13 protein-coding genes are annotated in these 23855 nt (G+C 64.0%); 9 read left to right on the top strand and 4 right to left on the bottom strand.

Features of this window, described 5'->3' with window-relative positions:
* Positions 1–193: 193 nt before the first annotated feature.
* Together I2I05_RS21085 and I2I05_RS21080 are read right to left on the bottom strand one after the other, a co-directional pair.
* Positions 194–880, bottom strand: coding sequence for a hypothetical protein (locus I2I05_RS21085; RefSeq protein ID WP_196284250.1), 687 nt, complete (start codon positions 878–880; stop codon positions 194–196).
* Positions 881–1312: 432 nt separating this feature from the next.
* The gene (locus I2I05_RS21080) at positions 1313–5944 is read right to left on the bottom strand and encodes an IPT/TIG domain-containing protein (RefSeq protein WP_196284249.1); all 4632 of its coding nucleotides are present in this window, start codon (positions 5942–5944) and stop codon (positions 1313–1315) included.
* A 936-nt stretch (positions 5945–6880) separates the two neighbouring features.
* Here I2I05_RS21080 and I2I05_RS21075 point away from each other — a divergent pair.
* The 8 genes from I2I05_RS21075 (at position 6881) to I2I05_RS21045 (ending at position 21535) form a co-directional block, all read left to right on the top strand.
* Positions 6881–7660 carry a ParA family protein gene (locus I2I05_RS21075; protein WP_196284248.1) on the top strand — a complete coding sequence of 260 codons (780 nt, stop codon included), beginning with the start codon at positions 6881–6883 and terminating at the stop codon, positions 7658–7660.
* An 81-nt stretch (positions 7661–7741) separates the two neighbouring features.
* Positions 7742–8089 carry a hypothetical protein gene (locus I2I05_RS21070; RefSeq protein ID WP_196284247.1) on the top strand — a complete coding sequence of 116 codons (348 nt, stop codon included), beginning with the start codon at positions 7742–7744 and terminating at the stop codon, positions 8087–8089.
* 509 nt (positions 8090–8598) lie between these two features.
* On the top strand, positions 8599–9765 hold the full coding sequence (locus tag I2I05_RS21065; RefSeq protein ID WP_196284246.1) for a replication initiation protein: 1167 nt from the start codon (positions 8599–8601) through the stop codon (positions 9763–9765).
* 440 nt (positions 9766–10205) lie between these two features.
* Positions 10206–13634, top strand: a complete 3429-nt coding sequence (locus tag I2I05_RS21060; RefSeq protein WP_196284245.1) for a T9SS type A sorting domain-containing protein — start codon at positions 10206–10208, stop codon at positions 13632–13634.
* Between the two features lie 61 nt (positions 13635–13695).
* Complete coding sequence (locus I2I05_RS22500) at positions 13696–13902, top strand: PID-CTERM protein-sorting domain-containing protein (protein ID WP_394368751.1); 207 nt, start codon at positions 13696–13698, stop codon at positions 13900–13902.
* 246 nt (positions 13903–14148) lie between these two features.
* Entirely contained in the window at positions 14149–18579 is a 4431-nt protein-coding gene (locus I2I05_RS21055; RefSeq protein WP_196284244.1) for an IPT/TIG domain-containing protein, read from the top strand.
* Between the two features lie 483 nt (positions 18580–19062).
* Complete coding sequence (locus I2I05_RS21050; RefSeq protein WP_196284243.1) at positions 19063–20346, top strand: glycoside hydrolase family 2 TIM barrel-domain containing protein; 1284 nt, start codon at positions 19063–19065, stop codon at positions 20344–20346.
* Positions 20347–20575: 229 nt separating this feature from the next.
* Positions 20576–21535 (top strand): tyrosine-type recombinase/integrase, encoded by a 960-nt coding sequence (locus I2I05_RS21045; RefSeq protein ID WP_196284242.1) that lies wholly within the window; start codon positions 20576–20578, stop codon positions 21533–21535.
* A 53-nt stretch (positions 21536–21588) separates the two neighbouring features.
* Here the strand turns inward: I2I05_RS21045 and I2I05_RS21040 are convergent, their stop codons facing one another.
* Both I2I05_RS21040 and I2I05_RS21035 read right to left on the bottom strand, forming a co-directional pair.
* Positions 21589–21858 (bottom strand): hypothetical protein, encoded by a 270-nt coding sequence (locus tag I2I05_RS21040; protein WP_196284241.1) that lies wholly within the window; start codon positions 21856–21858, stop codon positions 21589–21591.
* A gap of 105 nt (positions 21859–21963) precedes the next feature.
* Positions 21964–22233 (bottom strand): KGG domain-containing protein, encoded by a 270-nt coding sequence (locus I2I05_RS21035; protein ID WP_196284240.1) that lies wholly within the window; start codon positions 22231–22233, stop codon positions 21964–21966.
* Positions 22234–22826: 593 nt separating this feature from the next.
* On the opposite strand from I2I05_RS21035, the gene I2I05_RS21030 reads away from it, so the two are divergent.
* Positions 22827–23651, top strand: coding sequence for an aldo/keto reductase (locus I2I05_RS21030; protein WP_317192391.1), 825 nt, complete (start codon positions 22827–22829; stop codon positions 23649–23651).
* Positions 23652–23855: the final 204 nt, after the last annotated feature.

The following is a 23855-nucleotide window of genomic DNA, read 5'->3' as shown; positions in this document are numbered from 1 at the left end:
TGAAAGGACCCAAAGGAACGGGGAAAGAAACAAAACACAATACCCCCAATCTGGTATTGTATTTGATAGAGGCACCCGGTGACAAGAAGAAATTTTGTACCTCTAAACGGTCCGAAGCTAAACGTGGCAACTCAGCTGAAAGAGCGTTTGGGGAACCGATGGGATTGGTTAAAGGCCAGGTTGTGGGCCGCGCTCAGTTCACCAGCACCAAGCGCTTGGCCGGGTCGGTGATGCCGGACAACTCGAGGTTCTTGTCGTCGAGGCGGGTGATCTGATAATACTCGTCCACGGAGTTCCCGTTGAAATCTTTGCCGCGCACGGTCAGCCGCCGCCCATTGCCCAGCAAGAACGTCGCGTTGTTCTCATTCAGCACGCACGCCCCGCCGGCGCCGTTAGCGCTGTACTGGGCCAGCCGCACCGCGTAGCTGGCGGTGAAGGTCATGGTGAAGGGCGTGCTGTTGCACGATTGGACCGTGGTGCCGTTTTGGTCCACGACGCGGGTCGCGCGCCAGTTCTTGCTGCTGCCGTTGGTCAGCAACTGCAAGTCGGAGGTGGGCAGCGTGCGCGTCAAGCTCACGAGTTGGGACGTGAAGCACCCGCCCGCGCTGCGCACCGACACGACGTAGCTGCCGTCTGGGTAGGGACCGGCAAAAACTTCGCTGGCCTGGTAGTTCTGATCGGTCACGGCGTAGGAATAGGGCGCGGTGCCGCCGCTGACCCCGGATATCAAAATGCTGCCCTGCCCGTCCATGCTGGCCGAAAACGCCAGCGGGGTGGGGCAGGAGGTCGGGGCGGGGGCGTCGGGCTCTTTGTCGCAGCCGCCGGCAGAGAGCACCAGGCAGGTTAAGCCGCTGAGCAGAATTCGGTATAAAGTGTTCATGGAACGGGGGCGTAGCGCCTAAAGTGGTGAAAGAGGTAAAGTGACCAATCCGCTTGGTGTAGTTTATTTCACGTTGGCCCTTAGGCACAAGTTCGGGTAAGAAAAAGACACAGGAGCCAAGCGTTTTAGCCAGCTGCAATCTCCTTACTCGGGTAATAGTTACAATATATGTATTTATCACTTAATTCTTATCCTGCTCATCGCGAGGGTACAAAAGCCAAGGCACCCTAGATGGCATAGCTCTTCTCTGCACCCCCACTGTCGGAGCACTCGTCGAGGAACTCTGCACCAGGCACGGTCCTTTCGGAGTATGCGGGTTTGACGCAATGGCAATACCTCAGCGCTCTGGGTAGGTCAAGCAGTCTCGGTCGAGGTTAAAACCTGCCGGGCAGTCAGCCCGACAGGCCTTTCCTGTTTCCATCTCATCCGTTTTTACTCCACCACCAGCCGGCGCACCGCGGTCCCGGCCCGCACCCCGTACACGCCCGGGGCCAAGCCTCGAACGTTAAGCGTGACGGCGCCCGCCGAATCCAGGCGGGTCCGGCGCACCACCTGCCCGAGCGCATTCACCACCAGAACGGCCGTGCGGGCCGGCCCCGCCAGGCGCACCGTTTCGTGCGCCGGGTTCGGCCACAGCCCCAGGACCTGCCCGGTCGTCAGCGCCGACGTGCTCGTGGGAGCGCCCACGCGGACCACACCGGCCTGGGTCGTCAACGCCAGGGGGGCCAGGTCCGGGTGGGTGTAGGCGAGGGCCGGCGTCACGGCGCTGGTGATCGCCACCTGCGCCGTGACGCCCTGCGGGTCCCGGGCCTCCACTTCCAGCGTCACCAGCGTGGTGCCCGCGGCGAGGGCTGCGCCCGCCGGGTCCACCGCCACCACCGTCAGGGTGCCGGCCACCGAATCGGCCACGCCGAGCGATACGCCGGCCGTACCGGTCGTTGCGCGGCGCAAGCGCAAGGCCTCCGCCGGCCAGCTGACCGTGAACTGCACCGCCCCCGCGGCCATCCCCCCCATCGTGATGGGGAGCGCCAGGCGCCCCCCCGGGGCCACCGTGCCCGAGCCCACGGTCAGCGTGAGCGGCGCGGCCGGCTGGGCCGGCCGCGGGAGGGCGGCGTTCCAGGTATCGTTCACGTCGCCCAGCTTGCAGGCCACGAAATCCTGTCCCACGTTCACCAGCGCCAAATTGGTGTACGTGCGGGCCGTGTCCGGTGCCCCGGGGGCGTTCGCGTTGGCAAACGTTTGGTTCGACCGCACAAACGTCCACAGGCGCCCCTTCGGGAAGCTGGAACGCGTGCGCAGGATCAGGTCCCGGATCAGGGCCACGTCCGCCACCGTCACCGCGTTGTCGCGGTTCACGTCCGCCGCGAAGAAGCGGTACGCGTCGCCCAGCAGCGCCGTGGTCAGGATGTGGCGCTGCACCAGGGCGATGTCCGAGACCGTCACCCCGTTGGTCGGCGTCTGCTCGGACGTCTTGCTCGGGCGCAGGGCGTAGCTGGCCGTGCCCACCAGGGCCGGAAAGCCGAAGCTGCCGTTCACAGGAGTTACTTGATTGGGGGCAAAGCCCGGCCCGGCAATCGCCAGCGTCGCGTTGGGCACCCCCGCGCCGGTTCGGGTATGAACGCTCCCGCTAAGGGCCGCGAGCAATACCTGGGCCTTGCCCGCCACGGGGTAGGTGGGGAACACGGTAAAGTCCGACCGCACCGCCTCAAACGGCGTCTGCTCGGGGGGCAGGTTCACCGGCACCGACCCGCCCGGCGGCACCGTGGCCGCCACGTCGAACCGGAGCGCAAACAGCACCGTGTTATCGGGCAGGCTCGTGGCCGTGTTGTTGGCCTGGTTCCAGGCAAAGTAGAGCGTGTTCGTCGCCGTTTGCGCGGTGCCGAAGTTGGCCGCCGCCAGTCCCAGCGCGGGGTTCAGCTGCTCTACCCCCGCGTACGTCAGCCCGGGGCCCCACGTGAGGTTGCCCTGTAGGCCAATCAGACTCTGAAAGCCCCCCACCCGCACGGGAATCACTACCTGCCTGGTCGGAATCGCCACTACGGAGTCGGCCACGAGGTTGAGCGTACCCGTCGGCGTAAACACAGCCGACGTCGCCGAGCCGTACGCCGTCGTCACGGTAAAGGCATTCGCGAAGACCCCCACCGGCACCGTCACGCGCAAACTCGTCGCCGAAAGCACCGTGTAGGCGACTGCCCGTGCCCCCATCCGCACCCGTTGCACGTTGGTAAAGTTGGTGCCGGTCAGGATCACCAGCGTCCCCGCCGGTCCGCTGGTGGGCGAAAGACTCGTAATGGTCGGTCCCCCTACCACCGTGAAGGTGCCCGTGCTGGTCGCCGTACCGCCGGGCGTCGTCACCCGAATAGTGCCGGTAGAAGCCCCCGCCGGTACGGTCGCCGTAATCTGGTTGGCCGAGTTCACCGCGAAGGTGCCCGCTGGACAAGCGACGTTGTTGAAGCTTAGCGCGGTGGCCCCACTCAGGTGAGTGCCGCCGATGGCAATGCTCGCCCCCACGGAGCCGCTCGCGGGCGAGAACCCGGTAATGGTGGGAGCCGCCAGCACCGTAAAGACGCCCGTGCTCGTGGCCGTGCCGCCGGATGCAGTAACGCTCACGGTCCCCGTGGTGGCGCCCGCCGGCAGGGTGGCCGTAATCCGCGTGGCCGACACCACCGTGAACGGCGTGGCGGCCGTGCCATTGAACCGCACGCTGGTGGCTCCGGTCAGGTTCGTGCCCGTCAGCGTCACCACGGTGCCGGCAAAACCCGAAGTGGGCGTGAAGCTCGTAAGGGCGGGCGGTGGCGGCGGCAAAAAAACCCCGAAGTAAGCACTCCCTTGGGAGTCATCCCCAGTAGCACTGAAGAAACCGCCCGCATACACTTTGCTGTTCATCGCGGCCAGCGCATTGACTTGGTTGTTGAGGCCCGTGCCCAGCGCACTCCACGCGTTGCCGTTCCACTTGGCGATACGGCGGGCCGTCACCCCGCCGGCGTTGGTAAAGCCGCCGCCCACGTACACATCCGGGCCCAAGATGGCCACCGCGGAGGCTGGGAAGCTGAGGCCCGTGCCCAGCGCTGACCACGCCGTGCCGTTCCACTTGGCTACGTAGTTGGCCGCCACCCCGCCGGCGGCGGTGAAGCCACCGCCCACGTACACGTCCGGGCCCGAGACGGCCAGTGCATTGACGCCGTTGTTAAGCCCCGTGCCCAGCGCTGACCACGCCGTGCCGTTCCACTTGGCCACGTAGTTGACCGCTAACCCGTCGGCGGTGGTAAAGCCGCCGCCCACGTACACGTCCGTTCCTGAGACGGCCAGCGTGGAGACGGTGCTGTTGAGGCCCGGGCCCGTTCCCAACGCGTTCCACGCCGTGCCGTTCCACTTGGCCACGTAGTTGGCCGCCACCCCGCCGGCGGTGGTAAAGCCGCCGCCCGCGTACACGTCCGGGCCCGAGACGGCCAGCGCGGAGACCCGGCCGTTGAGGCCCGCTCCCAGCGCGCTCCACGCCGTGCCGTTCCATTTAGCCACGTAGTTGGCCGCCACCCCGCCGGCTGAGGTGAAGAAGCCGCCCACGTACACGTTCGTGCCCGACACAGCCAGCGCGTTGACCTGTCCCGTGAAGCCCGTGCCCAGCGCGCTCCAGGCCGTGCCGTTCCACTTGGCCACCTTGTTAGCCGTCACCCCACCGGCTGAGGTGAAATTGCCACCCACATATACGTCCGTGCCCGAGACAGCCAGTGCATTGACGGGGCCGTTGAGCCCCGTGCCCGTGCCCAGCGCTGACCAGGCCGTGCCGTTCCACCTGGCCACGTTGTTGGCCACTACCCCGCCCGCGGTGGTGAAGTTACCACCTGCGTACACGTCCGTACCCGAGACGGCTAGCGCTTGAACGGTGTTGCCAAGCCCCGTACCCAGCGCTGACCAGGCCGTGCCGTTCCACCTGGCCACGTTGTTGGCCAATACCCCGCCCGCGGTGGTGAAACTGCTGCCCACGTACACGTCCGTACCCGAGACGGCCAGCGCTAGGACGGGGATGTTGAGGCCCGGGCCCAGCGCACTCCACGCCGTGCCGTTCCACTTCGCTATGTAGTTGGCCACTACCCCGCCCGCGGTGGTGAAGTTACCACCTGCGTACACGTTCGTGCCCGAGACGGCCAGCGCTAGGACGGTGCTGTTGAGGCCCGTGCCCAGCGCGCTCCACGCCGTGCCGTTCCACCTGGCCACGTTGTTGGCCACTACCCCGCCGGCGGTGGTAAAGCCGCCGCCCACGTACACGTCCGTGCCCGAGACGGCCAGCGCGTAGACACGCTCGTTGAGGCCCGTGCCCAGCGCGCTCCACGCCGTGCCGTTCCACTTCGCTATGTAGTTGGCTGCCACCCCGCCGGCGCTGGTGAACTGGCCGCCCACGTACACGTTCGTATTCGAGACGGCCAGCGCGGAGACGGTGCTGTTGAGGCCCGGGCCCAGCGCACTCCACGCCGTGCCGTTCCATTTGGCTACGTAGTTGGCCGCTACCCCGCCCGCGGTGGTAAAGCCGCCGCCCACGTACACGTCCGGGCCCGAGACGGCCAGCGCTAGGACGGTGCTGTTGAGGCCCGTGCCCAGCGCACTCCACGCCGTGCCGTTCCACTTGGCTACCTTGTTGGCCGCTACCCCGCCCGCAGTGGTGAAGGTGCCGCCTACGTATACGTTCGTGCCCGAGACGGCTAGCGCTAGAATGCTGCCGCCCATAACCCCGTCGGAGAACCCGCCCTGCCAGTTCTCATCTCCTGCGCCGTTGAGTGAAGCCGGCCGAAACGCCGGTTGCCCATTCGACGCCGTCACCATCCGGTAGCCCGCAGGGTCAAACGAGCCCGAGGCCCCCGGGCGCAGCGTCCCATCCGGGTTCAGCGCTCCGCTCAGGGGTTGCGCGGTGGGAGTTGCCTGGGTTGTCCGGGGCCGCTGCTGCGCCGAAGCGCCAAACGATGCCAGCGCCACCAGCGACGCGGTCAGCAGCCACCAGGCAGTAGGCCACAGGGCTCTCCCCCTCAAGTGGGGAAGCGTAAACAGCGAAAAGGACAGGGTAGGAAGCATACGCGTACGGAATAAAAAGTCAGGCTAATCACCAGGCAGGCAATAGAATAACCTAATATAAGGGCGGCCGCATGATAAAATGTAAGAATAAGTATAATCTATAAAAAATAATCATTTTCAGCCGTTGTTAGCCCTACGGGCCACGCCCTTACTCTGCCGAACCGGCTATCCCGTTGTCGCTTGAGCAAAGAGCATTCTTACCGCCCAGAGCAAGGGCCATAACACGCCAGCGCTGCCAATTTTGGAGCCGTCACCGACCCCGTCGCCGCCGCTCCCCGCTCTGGTTTATACGGTGCCTTGGAACCGAGGGCCTCTGCCGGTTTCCCCAATCTCTTCGGCCGAACAGCAGCCTTTGGAGCCCTCAATTCTGCCTAAGGCAGTTCATTTTCAATCAACTGTAATCACAAGTGATTGAAAATTAGCTTAAGGCGCCTGTCCCTACTTATCGGCTGCCGCTACCTGCTTGACAAGCCCCATCCGAAGCGGCACACCAGACCAACGGTACGTCTTCCCCTCCCAGCAATGCGTTAGCCAGGCCGGCCCCGCTCCTCCCCTATCGACTAGTAGTCCCTCTGTGACCGGCCCGGCAAATGCCCCAATGCGACTGATTCTGGGCGCATATAAGCCGTTTTATGTTAAATTGACTTAGTTGATAAACTTCCTTTTGAGCAACCTCCAGCTATTAGCAGGAAAGGCAGTTGCCATGAATTCTTGCTCTTCATGGGGTTATTGGTGACGCACAGCCATAACACGCAATCCCTGAATAGCCGCTAACACCAGAACTATTACCAATTCGGCCTGCGGCCCTGTTTAAAGTTGCAATGCCAGTCTGCATGTGCAACATGGTATTCTCCATGCATACAGTATGCATGGAGAATACCATGTTGCACATGCAGACAGTATTCCCGACATTTGACTCGACCATTCCCGCAATTCATGCAAGTACTCACAATTGCCAACCGAAAGGGTGGCGTAGGCAAAACCACTTCGGCTTGGGCGATAGCACATGCGCTAGCCAATCGGGGGTGTCGTACACTCCTAGTGGACTGCGATCCGCAGCGTAATCTATCGCTTATACTTCCGCAGTTGCCAATCGATAAGCATATAGGACTGGTCGCTAATGGCGAGGCAACCCTGGCGCAAGTCATGCAACCAGTAGGCTCTCAGTTGTGGCTGGTACAGGCCACCGAAGCCATCGTGGCAGCTGAAAAGGTACTTGGTACTCAGATGGACTACATCATGGTGCTAAAGAGCGCCCTGGATGGGCTTGAAGGGAAGATGGACTACGTAATTTTCGATACCAGTCCTTCCCCACATTCGCCACTTGCTGCCGCGGCGCTCACTGCTTCGACCGCCACCTTTATTCCCGTGCATCCGGAATATCTCAGTTACGAAGGCCTTACTTCATTGCTCGACGTGGTAGCTCGAGTAAAAAAGAGTTTCAATCCCAACTTGCAAGTCGGGGGCCTCTTCCTGACGCGGTACTCTTCTACATACCGTAAGCGCCTGCATCACGAGTTTGTGGATATGCTACGGCAACATGAGACACTAGGTCCATTGCTCATGCAGACAACTATTCGGGAAAATGTGGCATTGGCTGAAGCCCAGGTTAACCGCCAGAGTTTGCAGGAATACGCACCTAGCAGCAATGCCTTTGAGGATTACGAAAACCTAACCACCGAAATTCTGGAAAGATTAGCTGCATGCACCACATGATATGCACAGTATGCATAATGCATATAATACACATCATATGGTCAATGCATATTTATTTACAAACCATTATAAGTCAAGGCAATGAAAAAGCCCTCTTCTAAATTTGGCCTCGCTGCTCTGGTGTCGCAACCAGCCGCGGCAATACCCAAGGGTTCCGTTGATGACTTGCTATTTGCCCCAGTCTCCACTTCCCCGTTGCCTGGGTCGCCAGTTGTTGTGCCCAATTCAGAATTAACGAGCAAAACCCGGTTTACCAATACACTTCCAACTTCAACCTACGTGCAGTTGCATAGATTGGCATTTTGGGACCGCCGCGATATGAGCTCTATTATAGATGCGGCCTTGCAGGAATACTTTGTGGCTCATCCCGATGCAGACAAGCCGCTACCGGAACCAGAACGGGTGAAACGTAAACTTCCCACCAGATAGCCATCAGCAGCAACCCTATTTTTGTGGGGGTATGCTCATACCCCCACAAAAATAGGGTCATTAACAAATCGCAAAAAAATGCCTCTGGGAGGTATTCAGAGGCATTTTATTTGAAATTCATCTCAAATACCCACAAAAATAGGGTCATCGCCCCGCTGCTTTAACTCGCTTTGTTCTCCCTTAAAAAGGTCAAGGCTTTTCAAAATCAAAAAACTGCTCAAGAACTAGTAGTTTACTTATGTTTATAACTATTATATAGTTTACGGGTGGCGCAACGCATTGAAATTCTTATTGTTGCAAGGGTATTCCCCCGCAGAAATAGGGTCATTCCCCCACAGAAATAGGGTCATTCCCCCACAGAAATGGGGTCATTCCCCCACAGAAATAGGGTCATTTGGCCTTGACACCCCCACAGAAATAGGGCCATTCCCCCACATGATTAAAAATCTGTGGGGGAATGCGACGTAGAATACTATATTTGCCTAATCTCAATTTTATATTCATCTGATATGGAATCGGTTTCTGTCACAGCCCTACCGCTGGTAGTACAGCATAACGCACTGGTTAACGCGCGATTCAACATGTCGGCGTTGGAAATGCGGTTCTTCTTAGCGCTACTAAGCCGCATTGGGAGGGATGATGACAGCTTTATGGTCTGTGAGGTGCCCGTACGGGAGATATGCTCCAGTAGCGCCAGCAATGCCATCTACAACGAGGTGCGCGAGATGGTGCGTAGCATTGGTACCCGTGCACTTTTCATCGAGGCCCTGAGTCCAGATGGTAAGCGAGTGAAAGATCCGGATGTATTGACCTTGCCCTTAATGGGCCGTGCCTACTACCGCCGCAAAACGGGGATGGTCGAGGCGAGCTTCAATGAGAATATTCGTCCATACTTGTTGGAACTGCGCGATAACTTTACCAAGGCGCAGCTTAGTCAACTACTGAAGCTCAAAAGCCCCGTGTCGCATCGAATATATTGGCTGCTTCGGGAGTATGCAGCTTTTGGCAAACGGGTGATTGGTTTGGCGGAACTGCGCAATGTATTGGGGCTTACTACTGAATACCAAAACCGATTCGATCACTTTCGGGACCGGGTATTAGACCGTGCTCAAATGGAACTGGCGCAAACAGATTTGCCCTTTACCTACGAAGTAATCAAGCAGGGACGGATCATTACTGAAATTCGTTTCCTATTCTCGCCAGCAGGAAGTGTTGCCCTTGCCTCATCAGTTGAACCCACGGGCTGGGAAGCTGGTGTGTTGGCAGCGGGGGTAGGGGAGAAGAGCTTGCCTGCAATTCGTATGCAGTTAGAGGGTGGATTGTATGACGAAGGATATATCAACTTCGTGTTGCAGACTATCCGAGCGAAGGTGCTGCAAGGTAAAGTGAAAAAGGAGGGAGGTGCTGTCTTTAAAGCGCTGACGGAAGGCTACCTGTTAGAAGAGTACCGCAAACAGATTGCAAAAGCACAAGTGAAACAGCAGAAAAGCGCTAAAAAAGGTGTGGATAGTTCAAGCGTAAGGATTCGTTTGGAAGATGCCGAAGCTGCCTATGAGACAATGCGGAAGAAGGGTAAAGCGCCCGCTTCATTTGATGAAAACTTAGAGCAAACCTATCTAAGTCAAGGTTTTGTGTTGGTACAAAATGAGGCAGGGAATTGGTTAATCAAAGATTGATTACTGATTTATGTATGACATACATAAATCAGTGATTTTTTAGGGTGGGGGAGAGGCATTGCAACAACTTCCTGAATAAACGAAAAATGGCAACAGCTTAGAATACTATTACTTAAGTCACTTCAGTGTCTTATGGTAGCTGTCGCCTAAGGGCGGGACGTGGGGGTATAAAAAGGCACACCGGCAGGGGCGGGGTGTACTATTTTGTACTGTTTGTTACGTACTTATGGCCAGATACTTTGGCCTGCATTAGAAAGTGTACAAGGTTGATCTATTTGAACTATTTTGTCATTATTTTTTAATAATATAATACAAATAACAGGTAAATGCAGTATGTTTATGTTTACTATTCACTGCTTGTTTACTTGTCTATGAGAGTCCCGTACCTAACTTCCCGGCTCCGCGCAAGCTGCCGCTGGGCATGGCGCCCCGTCCTGTTCTTGGCCACCCTACTCCCTGTTGCGCCGGCCGTGTACGCCCAATGCACCTTTGCCGTGGCCGCGACACCGGCGGGCCCGCTGAACCTGTGCGGGGGCGGGTTTACGTTAACGGCCGCGGCCACGGTGGGCAGCATCAACACGACCGGCACGGGCTTCAACAGCGTCGTCTCTTCCCTGATTCCTCTGGCGGACGGCAAGCTGCTGGTGGGCGGCAACTTCACCACTTACAACGGCAACGTCGCCGCCCCCGATTACGTGGCGCGCCTGAACGCCGACGGTACCCTCGACCCCACCTTCAACGCGGGCGGCAGTGGCTTCGACAGTTTCGTGACCCAGATGCTACTGCAACCCGATGGCAAAATCCTGGTTGCCGGCGGTTTTGGCAGCTACAACGGCGATAACGCGGTGCCCAATTTCGTCGCCCGCCTCAACACCGACGGGAGCCTGGACGCTTCGTTTAACCCGGGGTGGTCGGGCCAATCCGGCACCGGCAATTCGACCACAGCCATCGCCCTGCAACCCGATGGCCGAATCCTGATCGCCGGCAACTTTGCCGGGTATACCGACCCCTTATTGAACCGTGTCGGGCCCAGCAAAGACGTCTTGCGGCTCAATGCCAACGGGAGTGTGGACGGGTCCTTCCAGCTTACGGAAGTTACGCGAACCAGTCTCAATGGGGCATATGGTTACCCAAAGGCGCTGGTGTTGCAACCGGACGGGAAAGTATTGGTGGGAGGGGTTTACTCTTACTATCTCAATAATGTACCAATCGCCGACGGCATCGTGCGGCTTAACTCGGATGGCAGCGTCGACACGGGCTTTAACGCCGGCGGCGTGGGCCTCGGTGGGGGCACGATTGTAGAGACTATCGCCCAACAGCCGGACGGTCGGATTCTGGTCGGCGGCTACTTTACGTCCCACAACGGCAACGCCAATGTACCCGACAACATGATTCGCCTGAATGCCAACGGCTCGTGGGACCCTTCCTTTACCCCCAGTGGGGTGGACCTGCAAGGCAATAGCATCGTGGAAGTAATTAACGTTCAGACCGATAGGAAAATTTTGATTGGGGGCCGCTTTGTCCATTCCGCCCTCAATACCTCATTTCCCGAGCGGCTGGCGCGGTTGCAGTCCAACGGCAGCCTGGATGCCAGCTTTAACCCCGGCGGCAGCGGCATTGGCCCCTCAATTGTCCTCGCCGTCGTGAACAAGCCCAATGGCCAGATCCTGGCAGGCGGGGAGTTTTACACCTACAACGGCAACGCCGCGGCCCCGGATTTTCTGCTGGATCTCACGGCCAACGGTGCCCTGGTCCCTCCCCCGGGGCCCGTGGCGGGGGTTACCTATGCCTGGAGCAACGGCAGCACGGGGCCCACGCTGGCCGTGACCCAACCCGGCAGCTATGCCGTGACCGCCACCGACCCAGCCAGTGGCTGCCAAGCCACTTCCAATGCGGTGGTGGTCACCGCCTGCGCCCAAGACTTGGTAATCAGCAACACGGCCTCGGTACCGGCCGGTACCTACCGCAACATCACCGTCACGGGAACCGGCGTCGCGACGTTGCTCGGCAACGTGGTGGTGACCGGGGGCCTGCGGGTGGAAACGGGCGGCCAGCTTTCCTCGGGCTGCTTTGGGGTCAGCGGCCCGGGCACCTTCACCGTAGCGCCCGGGGCCACGCTGGCGATTTGTTCGCCCCAAGGCCTGAGCACGACCCCGGGCACGGGCGCGGTGCAAACCACGGGTCCCCGCGAGCTGAGCGGGCTGGCCAGCTACCGCTTCAACGGGACCGGAGCGCAGGTCACCGGCAACGGCCTTCCCGGCACGGTGGCCGAGTTGATCGTCGACAACGCTGCCGGCCTGACGCTGACGCAGGGCCTGCAGGTCGCCCAGCGCGTGCTCTTGCTCAGCGGCGACGTTACCTTAAACGGGCAAGCGCTGACGTTGCTTTCCTCGCCCACCGGAACGGCCTTGGTGGTCAACACCGGCGCCGGGCAGGTCAACGGCAACACCGCCGCGGTCCAGCGCTACATCGACCCCAGCGCCAACCCCGTCCGGGGCTACCGCCACCTGAGCCCGCCGGTGAGTGGGGCGACCGTGGCCGGGTTGGCCACGTCGGGTTTCACGCCCGAAGTCCGCCAAGCCAATGCGTACAACAGCAGCCCCTCCCCGGGGACGGTAACGCCCTTCCCCACGGTGTTTGCCTACGACCAAGCGCGGCTGGCCACCGTGGTCAACGCCTACGCGCCATTCGATCGCGGCTTTGTCGTGCCAACCGGCTTGTCGGCACCGCTGGCCGTGGGCCGGGGATACGTCGTCAACGCTCCGGGGGGGCAGACGTTTACGTTCAGGGGGCAACTGACCAGCGGCGACCGGCAACTCGCGCTGGCGCGTAATCCGGCAACGAATGCCAACGCCGGCGCGGCGGGCTGGCAGTTAGTCGGCAACCCGTACCCCGCGCCGTTGGATTACGCCCGGGTGGCCCCGGGCGACCGCACCGGGCTCGAACCCGCCATGTACGTGTTCGAGAGCAGCGGCCCGTACATGGGCAGTTACCGGGCGTACGTGAACGGGGTAGGCAATTCGCTGGTGGGGAGCAGCCAAGGCTTTTTTGTGCGGGTCCGTGCCGATCAGACGGCCGGTTCGCTTACCTTCCGCAACGCCCAGCGCGTGACGACCTACGCCACCCAGGTGGCGGTGCGCCGCCCGGCCTTGGATCCCCGCCCCCTGGTGCGGGTGGAATTACGTGGCGCAAGCGGCCCGGCTGATGTGCTGGTGGCCTACGCCGAAGGCGGCGCCTCGCCAGCCTTCGAGGCGCCTTTTGACGCGAGCAAGCTTGTAAATCCCTCCGGCTTGAACTTGGCCAGCTTGGCCGCAAGCGGGGAAGCGTTGGCCATTGACGGCCGGCCGGCCTTTGTTGCGGGCACGGCCCTGGCCCTGTCCGTGGGCGTGCCCGCGGCGGGCACCTACCGGCTAACGGCGCTGGCCCTGGACCAGTTGCCGGCGGGCCTCGAGCCCTACTTGACCGATGCCGCCACGGGCCAAAGCGTCAACCTCCGCCAGCAAGCGAGTTACGCCTTTTCGGTCACGGCCGCTCAGGCCCTGGCCTCCTCCCTCGGGCGGTTCACGTTGCGCTTTGACAGCCGCTCCGTCTTGGCCACCTCCGGTGCCCTCCCGGCGGCCGCGATCAGCGTTTACCCGAATCCTGCGCACGCGCGCTTTGCCGTCGTGGTGCCGGCCGTCCCTGGGGCGACGCAGGTGCACGCCGATTTGCTCAATGCGTTGGGGCAGGTCGTGCGCCGCCAGCAAGCGGCGCTGGCCGCCACCGGTGCCCGTCTTGACATGGATGCTGCCAACCTAGCTGCGGGGGTTTACACCCTGCGCGTACAGGTTGGGGCTACCACGTTAGCGAAGCGCATCGTGATTCAATAAATCAGAAGAGCTGGCTCCTTGTAAGGGGGCAGTCCTGCATCGTCATCAAACACCTCTTTTCATGAACGCCTTTCTTACCTCCGCCACGCGCTTGCTGGCCATGTGTTTGCTGACTAGTTTACCCGCATTGTCCCAGCCCGACACGGGCGGCCCACTCGCCCCGACGGCGGTTCCCATCGATGGCGGCGCTTCACTGCTGCTGGCCGGCGGCCTTGCTTTCGGTCTCAGACAGCTGCGAGCCCGTCGGGCTCGTCAACCCAAGAGCTAACGGCCAAGCGATGCGCAGCCTATTTTCAGTACGCTTTCTGTAAGACCCCTTACGCAATTGTTTGCACGCGACTGCCCCCGTTACCGGCGCGTAACGGGGGCCTGTTGCTGCTGAGCCAACAATTCCTTTCACTGGCGCGGCATCCAACTCAAGCCCTGGATTTGGGCATCGCCCCTCCCAAGGCCTGGAACCAGCCCTCGGTTCCAGCCCATAGCGAGCTTTTGTCAATCCATTACCCCTGCTTCTATGACCATCTTTACGCGTTTTTGGCTGCTGCTGCTGCTGCTGGGCGGCCTCGCCGTTCCCGTCCGGGCCCAAACCCCGGCTCCGGTGTACTTGGGAACCATCGCCGAAGTCGCTGGGGCTTACCAACCGCAAGCACAGACGGCGGCGCAAAAACCCTCCGCGCGGCTCCGGTTTCAGCCCGCCAGCGGGGCTCCGTTGTTCCTACGGTTCCAGAGCCGCCGGCAGCAGGGAGACGCCGAGCTGTTGTTTGGCGACGTTGAAAACACCCCGTCCAGCCACGTATTTGTGCAGATCCGCGGCCGGGACGTATCGGGCGCTATCACGCTGCTGGCCCAGCAGAAGTACTACCGCTTTTCCTCTACCCCGCAGGGCCTGGTGTACTTGACCGAGGAAGACCTGGACCACGTGATTTGCACCGGCCTGCCGCTGGTAAAGGAGCCGGCCAGTTTGAAACCAATCCGGCCCGGGCTCCCCGGCGCAAAAGGAACCGGTGCCGGTGCCGTGCCCGTGCTGGAAAGCCTGCCGGGCGCGGGCGCGGTGCTGTACTTGGACTTTGACGGCCAGACCGTCACCAACACCCGCTGGAACAATAACTACAACGCGGGCAACCCCATCGTGGCCGCCCCGTCCACCCTCACCGAAGCCCAAATGGCGGAGGTGTGGAAACAGATCAGCGAAGACTACCGCCCCTTTGCCGTGAACGTAACCACCAGCGAAGCCGCCTTCGCCAGCGCCCCGCTCACCCGCCGGCACCGGACGATTTTCACCCCCACCAACGCGTGGTTTCCCGACGCGGGCGGCGTGGCCTACGTGGGTTCGTTCAGCTGGGGCACGGCAGAGGGAGCCGAAACCCCGAGCTGGGTGTGGAACATCGGCATCAACGGCGTCTCCGCCGGCAAGTCCGGCGCGCACGAAGCGGGCCACGCCATGGGCTTGCAGCACGACGGCCGCACCGCGCCGGTCGAAGAGTATTACCAGGGGCAGGCGTCCTGGGCCCCCATCATGGGCGGGGGGCACTCCGCCCCCGTCACCCAGTGGAGCAAAGGCGAGTACGCGGCGGCCGACAACCCCGAGGACGACCTGCTCAAACTCACGACCCTCAACGGCTTCGGCTACCGCGCCGACGACCACGGCAACACCGCCGCCACGGCCACCGTCCTAGTCAAGGACGCCCGGGGCACCGTGTGGCCGGAAGCCAACCAGGGCCTCATCTCCACCCCCGCCGACGTCGATTTCTTCGCTTACTCCCACGGGGGCGGCCGCCTGGCGGTGGCCGTGAGTCCGGCGCCGGCATACCCCAACCTGGACCTGCTGCTGACGTTACGCAACGGCGCGGGCACGGTCGTGGCCACCGCCGATCCCGCTACCTTGGCCGCTTCGCTGGACGTTGTTCTCCCGCTGGGCATCTATTTCCTGAGCGTGGAAGGCACGCGCGGATCCCTGGGGGCCGATTCCGACTACGGCTCGCTGGGCGCGTATTCCATTGCCTCGGCGGCGTACTGCCTGCCGGTATACGCCACCGGCTGCGCGGACGACGACTACATCCGCGACTTTGCCTTCCATACCCTGGTCAACGACAACACGGGCTGCAGCAACGGCACGGCCACGGGTTACACCCAGTACGCCCCCAGCGGTACGCTTACCACCGCGGTGGCTCGTGGGCAAAGCTACCCGCTGCGGGTGCAGGCCGCGGGGCGGTTCCCCGAAGGCTTTGGCGTGTGGATCGACTACAACAACGACCAAGACTTTGCCGACGCGGGCGAATTTGTGTATGCCTCGCCCACGGCCGGGGCGTCCCTTTTCACGGCCAGCATCCTGGTGCCCGCCACGGCCACGGTGGGGGCTACGCGCTTGCGCGTGCGGTGCAAGTACAGCGGCGTGATTGCCAGCACCGAATCCTGTACCAGCATCACGTACGGAGAAGCTGAAGATTACACCATCACCATCACCGAACTGGCCACGGCCGCGCCGACCGTCGCCAGCTTCACGCCCACCAGCGGGCCGGTGGGCACGGTGGTGACGCTGACGGGCACCAACTTCACTGGGGCCACGGCCGTCAAGGTTAACGCCACGACGGCCACGGGCCTGACCGTGGTCTCGGCCACGACCCTGCGGGCCACGGTGCCGGCCGGGGCCAGCACGGGCCGGCTAAGCGTGACCGCGCCCGGGGGAACGGCCCTGAGCACGGCCTCCTTTACCGTGGTGCCGGCCCCGACGCTGAGCGCCTTCGCCCCGGCCAGCGGCACCATCGGCACGAGCGTGACGCTGACGGGCACGAACCTGAGCGGGGCCACGGCCGTCAAGTTCAACGGCGTGGCCGCGACGACCTTCGCGGTCGTTTCCGCCACCAGCGTCACCGCTACGGTGCCGGCCGGGGCCACCAGCGGCAAGGTCCAGGTGGTGACCCCCGGCGGCACGGCCACCAGCGCCGCGAGCTTTGTGGTCACCGTGCCCCCCGTGCTCAGCAGCTTTGTCCCGGCCAGTGGCCCGGCGGGCACGCTGGTCACGCTCACGGGCACGGGCTTTACCGGGGCCACCACGGTCGCCTTTAACGGCGTGCCCGCCGCCTTTACCGTCGTCTCGGCCACGAGCCTGACGGCCACGGTGCCCGCCGGCAGCAGCACGGGCCGGCTGGCCGTGACCACCCCGGGCGGCACGGCCCTGAGCCCGACGGCCTTCGCCGTCGCCGTGCCCGCCCCCACGATTACGTCCTTTACCCCCCTGGCCGCCGGCCAAGGCGCGACGGTGACCATCACCGGCACCAACCTGCTCGGCGCCTCGACCGTCAAGTTCGGCACCGGCGCCTGCCCGGCCGGCACCTTCGCCGTGCTCAACGCCACGACCCTGACGGCCACCGTGCCGGCGGGGGCCACCACCGGCAAGCTCGTCGTGGGCACGCCCGGGGGCACGGCCACCAGCGCCGCCACCTTCACCGTGGGGCCCATCGTGCGCTCCTTTTTGCCCGCCGCCGGCTCCCCCGGCTCGGTCGTGGTGCTCACGGGCCTGAACTTTACCTCGACCACCAAAGTGCTGCTCAACGGCCTGGCCGCGGCCACCACCTACCAGTCCCCCACCCGCCTGACGGCGGTGGTACCCGCCGGGGCCACCTCGGGCCGGCTCACGGCCGCCAACGCCACCGGCAGCGGCCTGTCCCCCACGGCCTTCACGGTGACCACTGCCCCGGCCCCGACCATCAGCTCCTTCACGGCCACCAGCGGCCCGGCCGGGGCGCTGGTGACCATCACCGGCACCAACCTGACCGGGGCCACGGCCGTGTACTTTTACACCACCCGGGCTTCCAGCGTCACGCTGCTCTCGGCCACGCAGCTGCGGGCCACCGTGCCCTTCGCCGCGGCCAGCGGCAAGCTCTCCGTCACCACCCCCGGCGGCATGGCCCAGAGCGCGGGCACCTTCACGGTCCTGCAGCCGCCCACGCTCACGGCCTTTGCCCCGGCCACGGGCAGCCCCGGCTCGCTCGTCACGCTCACGGGCACCAACCTGACGGGCACCACCCAGGTCACCTTCAACGGCGAGCCCGCGCCCGGCGTGGTCGTCGCCTCGGCCACGAGCCTGACGGTCCCCGTGCCGGCGGGTGCCACCACGGGCCGGGTGACGGCCACCACCGCGGCCGGCACGGCCGTCACCGCCGCCGACTTCGTGGTCGGCACCGACCCGGCCCCGGTCATTGCCACCCTCTCGCCCGACACGGCCCCGCGCGGGGCGCTGGTCGTGGTCACCGGGGCCCACTTCACGGGTGTGAGCAGCCTCAAGCTCGGCACGGTGACCGTGAGCGCCTACTCGGTCAACTCGGCCGGCCAGCTCACCTTCACCGTGCCGGCCACGGCCGTCACGGGCCGGCTGGTGCTGGCCACCGGGGCGGGCGTGACCCAAAGCCCGGGCGTGTTCACCGTGCTGCTGCCCCCGACCGTGAGTTCCTTCACCCCCACGAGCGGACTGGCGGGCACGCTCGTCACGCTCACCGGCACCAACTTCACGGCCGCCACCCAGGTGGCCTTTAACGGGCTGCCCGCTGCCTTTGCGGTGGTCAGCGCCACCCGCCTGACGGCCACCGTGCCGGCGGGCGCGGCCACCGGCCCGCTGCAGGTGACCACCCCGGCGGCCACGGCCACCTCGGCCGGCCTCTTCGCCGTGGGCACCCCGCGCGTGCTCACCGCCACCACGGACGGTAGCCCCGATGCCCCCGGGCTCGCCGTCTACCCCAACCCGGCCACGGGCTCGGTGACGGTGGACGTGGCGAACGGGCCCGCCCGGCGCGGGCCCGGCACCGTGGAACTCCTTAACGGCCTGGGCCAGGTCGTGCGCCGCGAGGCGTTGAGCCCCGGGGCCACCCGCGTGTCCCTGAACGGCTTGGCGCCCGGCCTGTACGTGGTGCGCGTGGGCAAACTCCGCCAGCGCCTGCAAATCGACTAACGAGCCCACCGCCCCGACCTTCCGTGCACCAAAAAGCCCCGACGTCCACCGTCGGGGCTTTTTGGTGCACGGAAGGTCGGCTGGCAACGGCACGCGCACGAAAAAAGTCGATGAGCAACGGGCCACCCGCCCCGCGGAACAGGGCCTGCAAATTCTTCGTTTTCGGCTGCGGCCCCGGCAGGAGGGAGGCATCACGTTTGGTAAACGACCGGTTACAAGAGGTAACATGCCCATTTGGCCCGCTTACTATCCGCGTGAAACGGTCTTTTCTTGCGCGTTATCGGGTAGCCCTGCGGCCTCGTTTACCGCCCGGCCCAGTGAGCTGGTCACTAATCGGCAGTGCGGTGCTTCACCAGGCACGAACCTCTTCCCATCGGCCCGAACGGCTCGTGCAACCCGCGGCACCGATTTCGACGAGGCAGCGGTCGATGGCGTCGGCGGCGCGGTTCTTACCTTGCACCACCCCATTTTTCCGCTTCCGTTATGAAGGCTTCCCTGCTCCTGCCCCTGCTGGCACTCTTTCTGGCACGCTTCGGCGAAGCCCACGCGCAACCCGGCCCGGTCAAAGTGGAAGTGCGGCACACGGCGGGGCGCTACGAGCTGCTGCGGGGCGGACGGCCCTATTTTATTAAAGGGGCCGGGGGCGGGCAGTTTCCAGAGCGCATCAACGCGTACGGGGGCAACTCGGTGCGCACCTGGGGCACCGGCGACGCGCCGCGGGTGCTAGCCGAGGCCACCAAAAACGGCCTGACGGTGATGCTGGGCCTCGACGTGGCCCGCGAGCGGCACGGCTTCGATTACAACGACCCCGCGGCCGTGGCCGCCCAGCTGGCGCGGGTGCGCGCCGACGTGCTCACGTACAAAGACCACCCGGCGCTGCTGTTCTGGGGCATTGGCAACGAACTGAACTTGGACTACACCAACGCCAAGGTCTGGGACGCGGTGAACGACATCGCGAAAATGATCCACGAAGTGGACCCCAACCACCCCACCAGCACCGTGCTGGCCGGCCTGAACCAACAGGAAGTAAACCGCGTCAAGGCGCAGTGCCCGGCCGTGGACATTCTCAGCGTGAACACGTACGCCGGGCTGGCCGCCATCCCGCAGCAAATCCGCGCCACGGGCTGGGCCGGGCCCTACGTCGTGGCCGAATGGGGCCCGACCGGGCACTGGGAAAGCCCCGTCACGCCCTGGAACGCCCCGGTGGAAGAAACCAGCAGCCAGAAGGCGGCCGTTTACCAGCGCCGGTACGAATCCTCGGTCGCGAAAGACACCGCGCAGTGCCTGGGAACGTACGTCTTTCTGTGGGGCCAGAAGCAGGAGCGCACCCCGACCTGGTACGGCCTGTTCACGGAAGACGGCCTGGAATCGGAGGTGATTGACGTGATGCACTACCTCTGGCGCGGGCAGTGGCCCGCGAACCGGGCCCCGCACGTGGCCCGCTTGCAGGTGGACGGCAAAACGGCGACCGACCACGTGTACCTGCACCCCGGCCGCGCGTACCCCGTGCGAGCGGCTGTCACGGACCCCAACAACGACCGCCTCCACTACCGCTGGGAACTGCTCCCGGAAAGCACCGACCTGAAAACCGGCGGCGACCGCGAGAGTCGGCCGGTCGCCGTTCCGGGCCTCCTTCCGGCCGGGGCCACGGGACACACCACGCTCACCGCGCCTGCGAAGGAAGGCGCCTACCGGCTGTTTGTGTACGCCGACGACGGGCATGGCAACGTGGCGACGGCCAACCTCCCCTTTTATGTGAAGAAGTAGGGCGGGTCCTAACCCCCTGCGCACTGCCCGAAGTCCTCGCTGTGCATCATGCTAGCCAGCGTTAAGGGTCCGGGGGCCACCATCCCGGTGACCCTGGCGTCACACGGCCATGGGTCCGTCCCTACTCGTTCGCGAGCAATGGGGTAAGATAAGGCCTGATAAGGTTGACTTATCGGTCCCTATCTTGCCAACGAAAAGCCCGTCCGTTGCGGGCGGTTTTGCCCGCGCCATGCCGTCTGATTTACTTGCTCCCGCGCTGCCCACCGCCCAGCTCCCGGCGCACCTCGTGGCCTCCTCCACCCGCTACGTCGAGACCGGCCTGCGCGGGGCCGCCAACACGGTCCGCGCCTACGCCGGGGATTGGAAACGGTTTACCAGTTGGTGCGCCCTGCACCGGTTGGAATCGTTGCCCGCGCCGGTCGAGGCGCTGGCGGGGTTTCTGACCGAGCTGGCGGACGCCGGCAAAAAGGTGGCCACCATTCAGCGCCACGCCGCCGCCATCGCCAAGGCCCACGCGCTGGCCGGCCACGACTCGCCCACCGCCGACAAAAAGGTCAAGGTGCTGCTCAAGGGCATCGCCCGGGAGAAAAAGACCCGCATTAAGCAGGCGGCGGCCTTTACCCTCGCCTCGTTTAAGCGGACCATTCGGAGCATCGACGTGAGCACGCCCACCGGGCTGCGCAACCGGGCGCTCTTGCTGCTCGGGTTTACCGGGGCCTTTCGTCGGTCCGAGCTCGAAGCGCTCAACATCGAGGACTTGGCCTTCGATGAGGAAGGCTTGGTGGTGTCTTTGGACAAGAGCAAAACCAACCAGCTGGGGCAGGCCGAAGAGAAGGCCATTTTTTACTCCCCCGACCCGGCGTTGTGCCCCATTCGGTCGCTCCAGGCCTGGCTGCGGGTGCTGGACCGCACGGAGGGGTGCGTGTTCGTCTCCCTGCGCAAACACCAGCACCTGACCACCCGCCGGATGACGACCAAGTACATCAACTTGATCGTGCAGCAGTACCTGGGCGCCCCCTACACGGCCCACTCGCTCCGGGCCTCGTTCGTCACCGTCTCCAAGCTCCACGGCGCCGACGATTCCAAGGTCATGAACCAGACCAAGCACAAGACCAGCGCCATGATCCGCCGCTACACCCGGCTGGATAACGTGCGCCAGCACAACGCGGCCAAGGAACTGGGCTTGTAACGTTCGACTCGTTAGGGCACCTCATGCCTTCCCCGCCGCCGCTGGCCGGTCGGTCACGGCAGGGGCACCACCCGCCCGCGGGCCCGGTCGAGGGCCAATACGAGGGTGGGAAAGCCCGGACCGGCAAATGCCGGAGCATCGGCCGCCGAAATGGTGGCCCATACTCCGGCATTAAACCGCTCGCATCGCGGGGCGATGGCGACAGGAAATGTGGGGGCGTTGTCAAGGCGCAGGCCCGCCAGGGGGGCGGCTTCGCCGACGCCGACGGCCGTGGGGTAGCGGCGGCGGCCAGGTGCAGGTACGGTGTTCGGCCAGGGGCCCACGGGACGTGCGGGCGGGGCAGTTGAAGTGCTGCGCGCGCGGCGAAAACCAGCGACGTAGTACGCCTCGTTGCGGCGTGCCGGGGGCCGTCGGCCCTCGGGTTCGCCTTACTTGGGGGTGGTGGCGGTGGTCTTGCCCCGGCGGCTGACCAAGCCGCCTTTGCGGCCGGCCTCACGGGCCTCCTCGGCCGAGAAGCGGTGGCCCCGGCCACTGGCGTGCGAGGCTTTGCCCCCCTCGCTGGCGATGCGGCGCTGGGTCTCGGGGCTCATGGCGGCGAAGCCCCGGCGGCTCTTGGTGCCGACACGGGTAGCCGGGCGGGTGGCGGATTTGGCGGCCGCGGCGGCCGAAGTTGCGAGGTCTGAAGCGGAAGTAGCCATAGGAGTATTAAAAGTTGGTTTAGTGCTATACAAGTGTAAGCATTGTCGACGAGAATGGCACATATACTGGGCTCATTTTCTGTAATTTAGGCCGAAACGGAGACGAAATACCACTTTCTACGGAAGAGCTTCTCCGTACTTACTGACGGGCTCTGCGTGTTTGTTTGCAACCCCTGCCGTCGTCCGTATTTCTTCGCCGGCGCAGCGCGGTCGCCCCCCCGCAGCGGCGAGGGCGGTGAAGCGCGCGGTCCCTCGTTGACCGCTGGCCACGCGTCACCGTTCTCTTCCTCTACTGGCCCACCACGTGGCGCCCTCCGGGCTGACGCGCCGCCACCAAACAGGCCCAGCGGGTGGCTGCATACGCCTGTGCGCGGCGGAACAACGCTTCAACGAACGTTCATAGCAGGTAAAGCCTGCTATCCCGGCCTCCAAACGTCCGTTTAACGAACGTGACACCGGCCTGCGGAGCGGTGTACTTGGCCGGAACGCTCGTTTTGAAACGACCAGCGCGTCGGTTGCGGCCTCTCAGGGGAGGCCTCGGTTACCGGGCCGGCAACCGGCGCGGTTGCCGGCCGTTAAAGAGCTCCATGGAGGTGATTCATTTTCCGGATGGCACGTCGGTCCCTGCCCTGGGGCAGGGTACTTGGCACATGGGCGAAGACCCCACCCAACGCGCCGACGAGCTGGCGGCCCTGCACGCCGGCCTCGACCTCGGACTCTCCCTGCTCGACACGGCGGAAATGTATGGCGACGGCGCCGCCGAGCGCCTGGTCGGCGAAGCCATCCGCGGCCGGCGCGCGCAGGTGTTTTTGGTCAGCAAAGCCTACCCGCACCACGCCTCCCGCCAGCAACTGCCCCGCGCCTGCGACGCCAGCCTGCAGCGGCTGGGCACCGACTATCTGGACTTGTACCTGCTGCACTGGCGCGGGCGCGTGCCGCTGGCCGAAACGGTGGAGGCGATGGAGCGCCTGGTGGCCGCGGGCACGATTCGGCGCTGGGGCGTGAGCAACCTCGACACGGCCGACATGCAGGAATTGGTGGCGGCGGGCGGCGGGGCCTGCGCCACGGACCAGGTGCTCTACAACCTGACCCGGCGCGGCCCCGAGCACGACTTGCTGCCGTGGCTCGCGGCCCATCGGATGCCCGTGATGGCCTACAGTCCCGTCGAACAAGGCCGGCTGCTCACGCACCGGGCCTTGCAGCACGTCGCGGCCCGCCTGGGCGTGACGCCGGCGCAGGCCGCGCTGGCCTGGGTGTTGCACCGGGGCCAGGTGCTGGCCATCCCCAAAACCGGGCGCGTGGCCCACGTGCAGGAGAACCGGGCGGCGGCCGACTTGCGGCTGTCCGCCGCCGACCTGGCCGAGCTCGACGCGGCCTTTCCGCGCCCCGGCCAGCGGCAGCCCTTGGCCATGCTATAGGCGGCGGCGCGCCGACTTGCGGTCGGAGAACCAGCCGCCGCGTTTCCGTCTGACAAAGCAGAATGGGCGGAGCGATTGTTGCCTGGTTAACTCGCTTTTTTACTCCTTCTCGAATAGCTCCGTTACTCCCACCAACGGCCCCGAAAACGCGCGTTCTCGGGGCCTTGTTATGGCAGGTTTTTCGAACGTTCGCGAGCGCCGCTC

The organism is Hymenobacter jeongseonensis, assembly GCF_015694725.1.
Classification (GTDB): Bacteria; Bacteroidota; Bacteroidia; order Cytophagales; family Hymenobacteraceae; genus Hymenobacter; species Hymenobacter jeongseonensis.
The sequence above is the reverse complement of the archived record's forward strand: the minus strand, read 5'-3'. Positions and strand labels throughout refer to the sequence as shown.

Coding starts and splice junctions, on each gene's coding strand:
- I2I05_RS21085 (WP_196284250.1), bottom strand. CDS start 880: ATGAACACTTTATACCGAATTCTGCTCAGCGGCTTAACCTGCCTGGTG.
- I2I05_RS21080 (WP_196284249.1), bottom strand. CDS start 5,944: ATGCTTCCTACCCTGTCCTTTTCGCTGTTTACGCTTCCCCACTTGAGG.
- I2I05_RS21075 (WP_196284248.1), top strand. CDS start 6,881: ATGCAAGTACTCACAATTGCCAACCGAAAGGGTGGCGTAGGCAAAACC.
- I2I05_RS21070 (WP_196284247.1), top strand. CDS start 7,742: ATGAAAAAGCCCTCTTCTAAATTTGGCCTCGCTGCTCTGGTGTCGCAA.
- I2I05_RS21065 (WP_196284246.1), top strand. CDS start 8,599: ATGGAATCGGTTTCTGTCACAGCCCTACCGCTGGTAGTACAGCATAAC.
- I2I05_RS22500 (WP_394368751.1), top strand. CDS start 13,696: ATGAACGCCTTTCTTACCTCCGCCACGCGCTTGCTGGCCATGTGTTTG.
- I2I05_RS21055 (WP_196284244.1), top strand. CDS start 14,149: ATGACCATCTTTACGCGTTTTTGGCTGCTGCTGCTGCTGCTGGGCGGC.
- I2I05_RS21050 (WP_196284243.1), top strand. CDS start 19,063: ATGAAGGCTTCCCTGCTCCTGCCCCTGCTGGCACTCTTTCTGGCACGC.
- I2I05_RS21045 (WP_196284242.1), top strand. CDS start 20,576: ATGCCGTCTGATTTACTTGCTCCCGCGCTGCCCACCGCCCAGCTCCCG.
- I2I05_RS21035 (WP_196284240.1), bottom strand. CDS start 22,233: ATGGCTACTTCCGCTTCAGACCTCGCAACTTCGGCCGCCGCGGCCGCC.